General features: G+C 45.0%; 9 protein-coding genes and 1 pseudogene. 2 read left to right on the top strand and 8 right to left on the bottom strand.

The window, feature by feature from the left end:
* Positions 1-32 precede the first annotated feature (32 nt).
* On the bottom strand, positions 33-311 hold the full coding sequence (locus QUB52_RS23410) for a restriction endonuclease (RefSeq protein ID WP_332975288.1): 279 nt from the start codon (positions 309-311) through the stop codon (positions 33-35).
* A gap of 509 nt (positions 312-820) precedes the next feature.
* Between QUB52_RS23410 and QUB52_RS23405 the strand changes: the two genes are divergently transcribed.
* Positions 821-1,075 carry a hypothetical protein gene (locus QUB52_RS23405; RefSeq protein WP_265237050.1) on the top strand — a complete coding sequence of 85 codons (255 nt, stop codon included), beginning with the start codon at positions 821-823 and terminating at the stop codon, positions 1,073-1,075.
* Between the two features lie 31 nt (positions 1,076-1,106).
* Here QUB52_RS23405 and gnd read toward each other — a convergent pair whose 3' ends face one another.
* Entirely contained in the window at positions 1,107-2,561 is a 1,455-nt protein-coding gene (gene gnd / locus QUB52_RS23400; RefSeq protein ID WP_265237048.1) for a decarboxylating NADP(+)-dependent phosphogluconate dehydrogenase, read from the bottom strand.
* A gap of 288 nt (positions 2,562-2,849) precedes the next feature.
* Here gnd and QUB52_RS23395 point away from each other — a divergent pair, with 288 nt between their 5' ends.
* Positions 2,850-3,272 carry a hypothetical protein gene (locus QUB52_RS23395; RefSeq protein ID WP_265237046.1) on the top strand — a complete coding sequence of 141 codons (423 nt, stop codon included), beginning with the start codon at positions 2,850-2,852 and terminating at the stop codon, positions 3,270-3,272.
* Between the two features lie 40 nt (positions 3,273-3,312).
* Here the strand turns inward: QUB52_RS23395 and QUB52_RS23390 are convergent, their stop codons facing one another.
* The 6 genes and pseudogenes from QUB52_RS23390 to QUB52_RS29325 all read right to left on the bottom strand — a co-directional run.
* Positions 3,313-5,178: an ABC transporter ATP-binding protein gene (locus QUB52_RS23390; RefSeq protein WP_332975289.1), complete on the bottom strand. Its 1,866-nt coding sequence runs from the start codon at positions 5,176-5,178 to the stop codon at positions 3,313-3,315.
* Between the two features lie 84 nt (positions 5,179-5,262).
* Positions 5,263-6,768, bottom strand: a complete 1,506-nt coding sequence (locus tag QUB52_RS23385) for a hypothetical protein (RefSeq protein ID WP_332975290.1) — start codon at positions 6,766-6,768, stop codon at positions 5,263-5,265.
* A 165-nt stretch (positions 6,769-6,933) separates the two neighbouring features.
* Complete coding sequence (locus tag QUB52_RS23380; protein ID WP_332975291.1) at positions 6,934-9,411, bottom strand: glycoside hydrolase family 31 protein; 2,478 nt, start codon at positions 9,409-9,411, stop codon at positions 6,934-6,936.
* Positions 9,412-9,644: 233 nt separating this feature from the next.
* Positions 9,645-11,507 (bottom strand): RNA-binding domain-containing protein, encoded by a 1,863-nt coding sequence (locus tag QUB52_RS23375; RefSeq protein WP_332975292.1) that lies wholly within the window; start codon positions 11,505-11,507, stop codon positions 9,645-9,647.
* A gap of 97 nt (positions 11,508-11,604) precedes the next feature.
* Complete coding sequence (locus tag QUB52_RS23370) at positions 11,605-11,772, bottom strand: hypothetical protein (RefSeq protein ID WP_332975293.1); 168 nt, start codon at positions 11,770-11,772, stop codon at positions 11,605-11,607.
* Positions 11,739-11,918: pseudogene (locus QUB52_RS29325) on the bottom strand (hypothetical protein); the annotation flags it as partial. The pseudogene QUB52_RS29325 and the gene QUB52_RS23370, both read right to left, overlap by 34 nt.
* Between the last annotated feature and the right edge of the window lie 92 nt (positions 11,919-12,010).

Genomic DNA, 12,010 nt, shown 5'->3' with positions numbered 1-12,010 from the left:
ATCCTTTCTCTTCGCTGTGCTTATCTCAACGGTCAACTTTCAATTTGATGTATTTGCCAAAGTGAGATGCACCCATCTTGACTATCTTGAGTTAAAGTAACACCATAACCAAAGTTTCTAAAATGGACATCTAGAAATCTTTCAAACTCTTTTCCTGTCATTTCATCCACTTCCAGAATACCACTGTCTAATAAACGTTTGTTTTCCTCTTCTTCTCGACGTTTATTTTCCTCTTCTTCTTTCAATGTATCAAATACCGATTTCGCAATAGCACCGACAACGGCAGCGGCTCCTACTATAAAAGGCCACATAAAATTACTTTTTTTTAAAGGACTATTTATTATAGTACCAGATATCCTCAGTATAGTTGTCTACAAATATCACAAGCGCATTGTGATTTTAATTACTGATATAGCGTTTCTCAGAAAGATGAGGTATGCCGAGGTATGCTGCAACCCTTACATAGTCAAGCTTTTTAGGTAAGATTTGTACCTCACTAAAACGAGAAAGGCTATAATGTACGCAAACCATGAATTTATGAAAATAGGTAATAGGTGGAGGGATACAATCAATGATAACTGAAAATTCTGTCAGCAATGGGTGATACAATAGGCAACAGGCTCAACTACACATCGACCTATGCCATCATCAGGAGTTCAATACTTAATTATCAATGCCCTAGAAACTCTCGACTTGTTGAGATGGAGAATATATGATGAAGAAAAGGGCTTTTGGTACATCGAAACCCCTAGTCGAGTTTTACCAAGAGCTGCTATACTACAAAATGGCGAGATTGTTCGTATAGACGAGGTTGAAGACTATGACGAAACCGCATGATATCAGAAGAGAACAAGACCGGAGATTAGGAGAATTAATGGCGATCGCACGTCAGCGATTCCTCGATGCAGGCGGCGATCCTCGACACCCGCCATCAGGTATAAAAGGCGATGATTACATGACAGACGAAGAAAGACAAGAAGCACTGACGATCGCCAGATCGCTCTTTAACGACGAATATATTAAAAGCTATCTCGAAAACAAACGTCAAAACAATTTGCAACCCCAAATTAATTAGTAAGGTGCGCCGAAACGCACCCTACATCCAATTAGTCGGTATTACCGGTTTGCAGCGACTCTTGAGCAGCCTGCGTCCACTCAGAGTGGAAGAATTCACCGCGCGGCTTGTCGGTGCGCTCGTAGGTGTGAGCCCCGAAATAATCGCGCTGAGCTTGCGTTAGGTTTTGCGGCAATCTTTCGCGCCGATAGCTGTCGAAGTAGTCCAGCGACGCGCTGAAGGCCGGTACAGCAATCCCCAGCAGGCTAGCCGTAGACAAAACCTCGCGCCAAGCTGTTTGGCGATCGAGAATGCTCTGTTTGAACTCCGGCGCTAACAGCAAATTCGGCAGGGCGGGATCGTCCTTGAAAGCTGTTTTAATCTTGTCCAAAAACCGAGCGCGAATGATACAGCCGCCTTTCCAAATTCGGGAAATTTCGCTCAAACTCAAGTCATAATTGTACGACTTAGAAGCCGCGCTCAACAGCGCCATGCCTTGTGCGTAGGAGCAAATCTTCGAGCAGTAAAGTGCATCGCGAACTTTGTTGACAAACTCTTTAGGATCGCCTTCGTACTTGGTGCTAGGCCCTGTCAGTTGGTGGGAAGCATTGACGCGCTCTGCTTTGTAAGAAGACATGATTCTGGCATTCACCGCAGCGATAATTGTGGGAATGCTCACGCCCAATTCCAAAGCACTCATTACAGTCCAGCGGCCGGTGCCTTTTTGACCCGCTGCGTCCATAATTACCTCAACTAAGGGTTGCTTAGTTTCCGGGTCAATGTACTTGAAAATGTTAGCGGTAATTTCAATCAAAAACGAGTTGAGTTCGTCGGTGGTATTCCATTCGGCAAACACTTCCTGCAACTCCTGGCCGCTGAGTCCCGCCACGTTTTTCAGCAAATCGTAGGCTTCAGCAATTAATTGCATATCCCCGTACTCAATGCCGTTGTGAACCATCTTCACGTAGTGACCAGCGCCACCAGGGCCGATGAATGTGACGCAGGGGCCGTCATCTACTTGAGCCGCAATTTTGACGAGAATTGGCTCTAGGATGCCATAAGCAGCGTGGGTGCCACCGGGCATGAGGCTAGCACCGTTGAGCGCGCCTTCTTCGCCGCCGCTGATGCCCATGCCAACAAATCCCAGTCCCATCGATTCTAAATCTTTGGTGCGGCGTTCGGTGTCGTCGTACAGGGAGTTGCCGCCGTCAATAATCATGTCGCCCGGTGACAGCATGGGTTTGAGCTGGTCGATGACTGCATCTACGGGTTTGCCAGCTTGCACCATGACTAAGATGCGGCGCGGGGTTTCTAGGATATCGACAAATTCTGTCAGAGTCTTGGCGGCGACAATGTTTTTGCCGGGGGCGCGTTTGGCCATGAATTCGTCGGTTTTAGCTGTTGTGCGGTTGTACACAGCCACGGAGAAGCCTCTGCTTTCGACGTTGAGGGCTAGGTTTTCGCCCATTACGGCTAGACCGATTAAACCAAAATTTTGCTTTGTCATAAAAATACTGGGTAAGTGGGAAACTCAGAGCCTTGTCAACCTGAGAAAGAATTTACTCTTTGTGGAACAGGCCCGAAAGCTTGTTAACCGAGCTTGATGCAAGATGTCGGTTTAAGTGTACTTTTATATTCAAAAAATTGATGTTTGCTAAATCAGTAGGGTTTTTTTAAGATTTAAGAGATATTAATGACAAGGACAGGTGATGATAAGGCAGGTATTATGTCGATCGCAGTAACGATAGATACAAACACGGACATTTTGAGGAAAATTTAGGAGACTGTTGTAATTATGGAAGATTTACAGTATCTTGCGGCCTGGGTGAAGGAGCAACACGCTCGCGAGTATATTTTAACTTGGCTGCTGAGTCAACAGGGGCTGTGGTGGTCGGATGGGGACATTTATCAGGCGGTTTTGCAAAAGTCGGGAAAGCTTTTGAAGGCTTATGTTCAAAAAAGGCAGGCGGGAGAGTTATTTGAGGGAATTTCTGAGAAGTTGGTGGGAGATGAAAATTGGGATGATTTGGTGGTGAGTTTGGGGCGAATTGTTGCTGTGTATCAGGAGGAATTGGTGAAGTTGCAAGAGCGTGATATGCGGGGAGATGCGCTAAAAAAAAAGTTAATTAGCCAACCTGTAAGTGGAGATTCTCTGTCGGTGTTGGAGGTGCAGCAAGCTTTGCCTGATCCTTATGCGGATACGCTGACTGGGAGATAATTGGCCATTAGTCAACAGTCATTAGTCATTAGTCAAATGACTAAATATAGCTGCTAGCTTGACGGGTGAACATGGAGCAGTAAATTCCGTTGGATGCGATCAATTCGTTGTGGGTTCCGATTTCGGCTATTTTACCATTTTCCATCACCGCGATGCGATCGGCAATTTTGGCCAATCCCAACCTGTGGCTGATCACAATCGTGGTTTTTCCGACGGCGATTTGGCGGAATATGCTGTAAATTTCGTGTTCTGTCTTGGGATCGAGGGCGGCGGTTGGTTCGTCAAAAATTAGGACTTCGGCGGTAGAAAGCCGCATGAGGGCGCGGGCGATCGCAATTCTTTGCCACTGTCCCCCTGATAAGTCGATGCCGTCTTCTAATTGTTTCCCCAAGGGCGTTTCTAAACCTTGCTCTAAACTGTTGACTTTGGCTGCGATTCCTGATTCAAAAATGGCTGCGTTAATGGCGGTGTCATCCGACAGCGAAAGCAAGTCGCCGAAACCGACGTTTTCTCGCACAGTCGAGGGGAAACGGGCGTAATCTTGCATAACGACGGCTATGCGCGATCGCACGTATGCTAGAGAGTACGATCGCAAATCTTGACCGTTCCAGGCGATCGTACCACTTGTCGGGTCGTACAGGCGGCCGAGGAGTTTGCCGAGAGTCGTTTTACCCGCGCCATTTTCACCGACAAGCACGAGCATTTCCCCCGGATTGATCGTTAAGTTGATATCTGTAACTGTGTTTTTAGTGCTACCGGGATAGCAAAAAGATAAATCCTTAATTTCGATGCCAATTTTATCTTTTCTCACATCAACATCTTGGCTGCTATCCGGCAAATTTGGCAAGCGAGATGCTACATTTACCAGCGGAGACTGCAATTCTGGCTTCAGATCCAACAGTTGAAAAACAGGACTGACACCGAGGCTAATATCGTACAAATTAGTGTAACTATTAATCAATAATTCTAAACTGTTTTCTACTTGGACAATCAAACCAGAATATAGCGCCAAATCTCCCAAAGTATAGCGCCCGCCCAAAGCTCCCATTACTACATAAACAAAGGGCAAAGCTACTCCAACTCTACTAAAGATCGACCACAATAGTACAATAATTGATGCTTTTTTGCGGATTGCCTGCATCTCGCTAAAAAACTGCACAAACTGACCTTGCCAGCGTTTGAGCCAAAGTTCCTGCAACCCAAATAAACGCAATTCTTTAGCGTATTCTTCCCCAGTTAATACTCTAGCTGACAAATTCATTTCGCGACTAATTTTAGCTTGCTTTTTTTGAACTCTCCAGATAATTCTGGTATATTTTCTTTCGATGTAAATTGAGGGAAGTGATGCAATTAACATCAACACTGGCACCCACCAAGCTATAGCAGCAGCAAGGCTGACAGATGGAATGAAAATAAAAATTCCCGTGATTGTCATGCTGATGCTGAATGCTAGTTGCTGTATTCGGGATACTCCGGTTTTTGCGAGTTCTACAATATTTAATAATTCCGGGTTTTCAAACAGGGCGATATCGTCGAAATTGGCGACTTTTTCGAGAACTTTTCCTTCAACTGCACCTTGAAGGCGATCGCGCAAAGATGTTATAGTAAAGGAACTCATGGTTTCGATAGAATCGCTGACTAATTTGAGACTTAAGACTCCGGCAACACTCCACAGCAATATTGGATGATCAAGCATCAAAGTTAAGGGCTGTGCTGTTTTGGGTTGCGACAGCAACCGAGAGACTTCATCAATGATTAATTTATTTAAAAATAGGACGCCAGATGGAGCAGCACCGCGAATGATGTTGAGTATTATTAAGTTACGGAGTTCAATTGGTGCGGCTTTGATTATTAGGCTTAAGCTGCGCCGCAAAGCTTGGAATGTGGTAATTTGGATGGGCTGCATTATTTGTGGGTAGGTGTCGGGTGTAGTCATCCCCGGACGGTATATTATAACAAAGAAAATCCTACGTTGTCAGGAGTAATTTTTCTATTCACTTCTGTCAGGAAGACCAAGGCGCTGATATAGTTCTTTTTGCTTAGGATAGAGGAAAGAATCTTTAAAAGTTTTGCGAGTTTGTGAAGCCAACTCCTTTAACACACTATTAAAACTTTTGTGTTTTAAATCTTGAAGCACTTGAGATAAGTGAATGCCCGCTGCTAGATGAGGCTGCAAACGTTCTAGCTCACCAATTGAGAGTATTTGCCAATCTAGATTGACGAATTCTTTATTTTTTTTCAATAACTCATTATTTATGTAATCGCGAAAATCATCACTATTAATTAAATACATCTCTTCAAAAGTAACTAACACTGGCATAAATGTGCTGCATTCATGAAATTCATCTAGATTACTTGCTCGGTCTTTGATAAAGGTATCAATTTGTATTAAACCTTTTATGACTTGTTTCAAACTATCCTTAATCGCCTCTTCAGATGAGATAGTTTGAGCAGGTAATTTAAATTTTATTGCTTTACACTCCAAAAATATCGCTACGCTACCATCAATAATTGCATAATCAGGAGATTTTGATTCTTTTATACCAAGGTCGCGTATATCAATAAATTTTTCTGAATTAATAGAGTTATTTAAGATGAGTTTTAAATACTCTTCTAAAACATATCCAAAATAATTAGAAAACGTGTTTTTGAAATTATTAAATAGTTGATAATATATACCAATAGACATTCTATCATCAATTAAACCAGGCACTGGAGCGCACATAAATTCTTGTCCAAAATTCCCAAAACCCTTACTTTTGCAAGGAAATACTAGGGGATATGTCCGCAGAGGATTAAAATCATACATTCTAAATCTACGATCGGTGTTTTTAAGCTCGTCATACAAGGTTGTAATTTTAACTCGATCGCCTGCTAACTGGTGAAGGACCTGAGAGATAGCTTTATCATCAAGAAGACTAATACCTTGTGAGCACACTTGTGCAAACAATTTTAAGGAGAACGCAAAATTGTTTTTTGCAAAGGCAGATGCTGCAAATCCAATATTGATAAATTCATGTATGGAGACTCCATTAAGAATTAAAAATTCTTTGTGTATATCGAAATTTGGAATACCTGCCTTACCTACTAAACTATTGGGAATCTCATGGTAAAGTAAGATAGGTCTTGAAAATTGACTGAATTCACTAACCTCAAATGGAAATTGGCTATAGACTACTCTCACCATCGAAAAATCGGGATTAGAACCCATAAAATTGTTCTTTAACTCTTGGTCAAAGGTTATAGGATCTGCTAGTAAGTAATTAGAAACAAGTTCTATAATTGGCTGAATGTTTAGTAACTTAAAGTTTTGGCTTACTATGCTAGGCTTAGAAAATCTAATAGCAAATAGGGCAACTCCCGCAACTATAAAGGGTTTCAAGCTATATTTTATTTGATAGAGAGAGTACAAAACATCGCCTAGCCTGAATTTGCTAATTTTCTGACGAATCTTGAGCTCAAGTTTATCTAAATCATCCAAGCTGTTAATTTCCATTTTTTTAGTTTTGCTGTACTTGCTGATGAATTCGATCGCACCACACCGGAATCACAGGCTGACCAGATTTTCAGGATACGATCGCCCTCTCTCTATCAAACTCTACCAGATCGAGCGATCGCCCTAAACGAATCCCACCATAGCATAAACCGCTTTATGCCAAAGTTATCCAAATGTCAAACGCCGCACCGTACCGTCATCCGTAAATCGCTGTTCGCCAACGCCAACAACTTCCACAATAACTTCGCGTTCTGATATCAAAAATTGACCCTCCCGCGCGGCAATTTCAACAATGGTTTTATCCCCTTCCAAATACACCTTGTAATTAGTCGTAGCCCAGACACCTTGTTCATTCTCAAAACTGTGTCCGTCGTCCTCATAAAGCGTCCATTCACCAGTTCCCGGCCAAATTCGCATTTTTAAGGAATCGATCGCCTCTTCGCTCACAAATTGACGCACGGGCGCGAGCGCAATTATCCCCCCGCCCCGCACATAAAGCGGCATTCTCTCCAAAGGTGCATCAGCCAAAATGTGCGTCGGGCCGTGATAGCATTCACCAGTCCACCAATCAAACCAAGTCCCCTCCGGCAAATATACGGCGCGATGCTCAACTCCAGGCCGGTAAACAGGTGCAGCCATCAGCGACGGGCCCAGCAACACTTGATCGTAAAGGTGATAAGTTGCCCGATCGCGCGGAAAGTGATAAAGTAACGGTCGTAAAATCGGCGTACCCGCAGTCGCAGCTTCCCAAAACAAGGTGTAAATGTAGGGCAACAACTGATAGCGCAAATTGATATATTCGCGGCAAATCTGCTCAGTGCGATCGCCAAAAACCCACGGTTCATGCTGCGCCGTACTCATGGCAGAATGACCGCGCATAAAGGGATACAGCATCCCCACCTGCATCCACCGCGCGAACATTTCGGCGGTTGCATTCCCCGCAAAACCGCCGATGTCGCAGCCCACAAACGCAACGCCGGAAAGTCCCATGTTGCAAAGCATCGGTAAGGACATTTCTAAGTGCTCCCACTGCGATTGATTGTCGCCCATCCACACGGAAGAGTAACGCTGTACGCCCGCAAATCCCGATCGCGTTAGCACAAAAGATCGATCGCCCTTTCGGACTTTTCGCAACCCATCCGCACAAGCTTTCGCCATCATCAAACCGTACAAATTGTGCGTTTCGGCGTGAGTCGCGCGATCGCACTCCGGGCCCTGCGGCGCATCCAAGGGAAACCAAATGTGTTCGCCGCCGTCGCCAAAAGGCCGTTCCGCGATCGCAGGTTCGTTCATGTCGTTCCAAATCCCCGCAACTCCAATATCTGTAAGGGTTTTGTGCAACTCGCCCCACCATTCGCGCACTTCCGGTTTCATGAAGTCGGGAAACACCGATTTGTCCGGCCAAACGTAACCGTGGAAAAGCTTTCCCTCTGCGGTGCGGACGAAATAGTCGTTTTCCACACCGCGATCGAATATTTCATAATTTGCTTCCGGTTCGTACTTGACACCGGGATCGACAATCGTCACCACCTTAAAACCGGCTGCTTTCAAGTCTGCGATCAGTTTGGCGGGATCGGGAAAACGTTCAGGGCTCCAGGTAAAAACGCGGTAGCCGCGCATATAGTCGATGTCGAGGTGGATCACATCGCAGGGAATCGCCCGATCGCGAAATTCCCTCGCCAACTCCCGCACAATGTCCTCGGATTCGTAGCTCCAGCGGCATTGGTGGTATCCTAACGCCCATTTTGGCGGCATTGGCATCCGACCGGTTAACTGCGTGTAGGTGGCTAAAATTTGGGCGGGTTCCGGGCCGTAGATGATGTAGTAGTCGAGTTCCGGGCCTCTGGTTTCCATCCGCAACACGCCCGGTTGTTCGGCGCCGATGTCGAATTGACTCCAGAATGTGGTGTTGAAAAACAGGCCGTAAGCGCGATCGGGATTTAGGGCGATGTAAAATGCGATCGCCTGGTACATTTCATCTGTCTGCGAATTGTAGTCGAGGGCGTCGGTTGTCCAGTTTGTCTTGACTTCGGAGAGTTTGTCGAGAAAGCCGGTGCGTTGGCCGAAACCATAGAAGTGTTCGTCTGCTTCGATCCGCTTCCAGCCTGCGGTTGCACCGGCGCGCCATCCCATCGCGCGATCGCAGTCGCTAGCAAAGGGTTTTCCCGATTTGTCAAAGCATTCGACTGAGGGGCGATCGCGCTTGACAGAAATTAATATTTGTGCTGTTTCTATTTCGATTTTTTCGTCGGTTTCTCGCACTTCAAATGGTACAATTTCCCACTCTTCGTCAGGGAGAGTTATTGAGTGCGATGGCTTACGCCCCGCTACGCTACGACTTTTTACCCCCCCCTGCCCCCCCTTACCAAGGGGGGGTGAGAATTCCATTTCTTGCTGCTGTCCCCCCTTACCAAGGGGGGGTGAGAATTCCATTTCTTGCCCCCCTTTACCAAGAGGGGGTTGGGGGGGGTTTGGCAACATTCGCACTCGGACTAAATTCGGTGCGAGGATGCTGATATTTAGGGAAGTTTCGCCGCAGTTGAAGTGAATTGTGCGATCGTCGATTCGAGCGATCGATTGTACGGAGTCGATGGTTGACCAAGGCTGTTCTGTTGTTTGGAGTTTTCCGAAGTATTGCGGCATCTACCCTGATCTCAAATATTATCGATTTTTCTATGAGCAGTTAAGGGTTGTCATCTGGCAAAAGGAAGAAACAAGGCGGACTTTTCGAGGAAAGTGCGAGCCGTGTAAGGGCAAAGGTAAGTGGCGGCGAGTAACCTTTGCAACCCCACCAGTTACTTTCAAGCGTCCGCAGCATTGCGTTGTTAGAAAGTATTGCAGATGATTTATGCTAGTAAATAAGCTGAAATTGCTGTTTAATTATACTTTAAATCCAGAGCGATTTGCTGGGGGATAACTTCTTCTCCCACTATCTCGGTTGCAACATACTTCTGGCGTGGATGATTAGGTTGATGAGGATATTTGTAGTTAATACGATTTGAGACAATCAAGCTGGGAATTATTCTGAGAAGATAGTGCTTTTTACGTTGCAGAAGAGTTTCAAGGTCCTTGACACCAAGAGGAGCTAATGCACACAGTTGTACTATGACCTTTTCTAGTGTTACGCGATTGATTCTAGAATGAGCTCGGATATCTGTACCTATCTGCATCAGTTCATTCCAAAGATTTTCAGAAATGGTTTCTTGCTTGCTGGGAGACGTAGCAGTATTTGTAGGCATACGAGTTCCAGATATCGCCCGTAGACCTAACTCGTAACAAGCATAACGCCCTCCGCTAATCATTTGTAAGAACTGTTTATTACGAAGACCGACTAGTACCTTAGATATGTCTGCTGAGTGCTGACCAGTTAATCGAGTTAATGAGGCATTATCAATATAGCCTTCGTGTTTAGCATGAACTAACGCTAATTGTTCTGCTTCATTCCAGTGGGAATTCAAGCTCTTTAACCAGCTACGATCGTCAGTAGAAAGCAAGTGCGCCTGACGAAGCTCTAATGTGAATTCGTATCGCTCTGTTCCCGCATCAATCTTGGGCATTTCTAATCCTAATTCACGCCAGGCTCGGATAATTTTAGGGATGCCAGTTCCCGCCTCTTCTGCTAATCCGATCAGACGAAACATACGAACTAATTCTGGATTACGTGGATCAGAACGATCGCCATGAAGAAGATCAAATTCAGAAATACGAGAACTTCCAGGGTTCCGAAAGAGAAAACTGCTAGGTGTGCGGAAAATAAGTGATGCATCTGCTACTGCATAATCAGCATGGACAAGAAGATTCACGAGTGCTTCACGTAGCACAACATGAACAGGGCTTTCTTCAATTCGTGTTGCTCCCTGCAATTGAAAGGGAGTAGCTAGACCTGTTGTTAGGCGAGAATAGATATTTTCAAAAGCACCAAACAAATGTCCTTCCCACAGAACGCGATCATCCCAACGCTCATTGGGATCATCTTTAGTCAATATCATTCTATAATCGATAATGTGGCGCGATCGCCACTCCCGAATAGCCCGATCAGTTCCCAGTAAGAGCAATCCTGCGACAGTCAAACCCTCCTTTTCAGTTCCTCTCTCACGACGATAACCACCTATTGCTGTCAGAAAGCGGAGATCATCATAAGTATTGCGCGGCTCGCTAAAATGACGGGTTTGATCTAATCGCCGATATCGTGCTAACGCATCTTGGTCTATATCATCCAAGGTAAATCCGGGTAAGATAGCGGAGTCAGCGCCGACATCCGAGGCTTCACGCATCATCCGGTCTACTTCTGGTTTGGTGCAGCGATGATCGCCAGTGTGACGTCTTACATAGGTGCCATTGTATGGGTTGCCATTGATGTATATAGGGCGCTGTTGACGTGGCGCTTCTGGTACGCGGATAACGAGTATTTCTTTACAATCTACAGTTTCAATAAGTGCATCCTTTGCACTACAAATTGGGTAATTAATTTTTTGAGTATTACGCAACTGATTGTAGAAATCATCCAGCATTTTAGAGGGATTAGATAATCCTTTAACCTCAAGCCTTTTGTTTTCATCTTCTTTAACGCCCAATAAAATCCACCCACCATTGGTATTGGCGAATGCACTAACTGTATCCCAGAGACATTTAGGTATGCCACCTTGGGCTAATTTGACCTCTAATTCTAGGGCTTCACTCCCTTGCAATCGCTCAATAAGAGTAGCAAGCAAATCAGTAACAACAGTATCGCCAGACATACTTAGCTTTTGTCTATGGTTGACATAATGATTGCAATAGTGTAACACAAAGTGACAATATAACTGAAAAACAGCAATACCTACGGCTACCGCAACGCTAACGCAGAATTCGTACATCATCCGAAGTGCGATCGTCCCCACCGACCAAACCGCGATCGCGAACTGCAACTGCATCAATCACAAACTTTTCGCACAGATTGCACGCTACTGCAAGCGAAAGATCCTCATCAATCAAAAGCTTAATGTTTTGTGGGGCATCAAACATTTGGATATGCTCTCACATATATGTGAGAGCATATCCAAATCTTCCTGAGATAAGTATGCATAATCCTCGCCAATCACCTCCGCCGATTCACCGCATTCGAGCATCAAGCCAACGCAGTTAACTGTGAGGCGACTATTGGGAAAAACGGTTTCTCCTGCATGATATGTGAGTCACTAACTAAACGCTTTTGCCAATCTTTTAAGCGTGTAATTGTATCCTAAAATTTACCGACGATCGC

The organism is Microcoleus sp. A6-C6 (genome assembly GCF_036705955.1).
Taxonomy (GTDB): domain Bacteria; phylum Cyanobacteriota; class Cyanobacteriia; order Cyanobacteriales; family Microcoleaceae; genus Microcoleus.
Note: the sequence above shows the minus strand (reverse complement) of the source record. Positions and strands in the feature narration are given on the sequence as shown.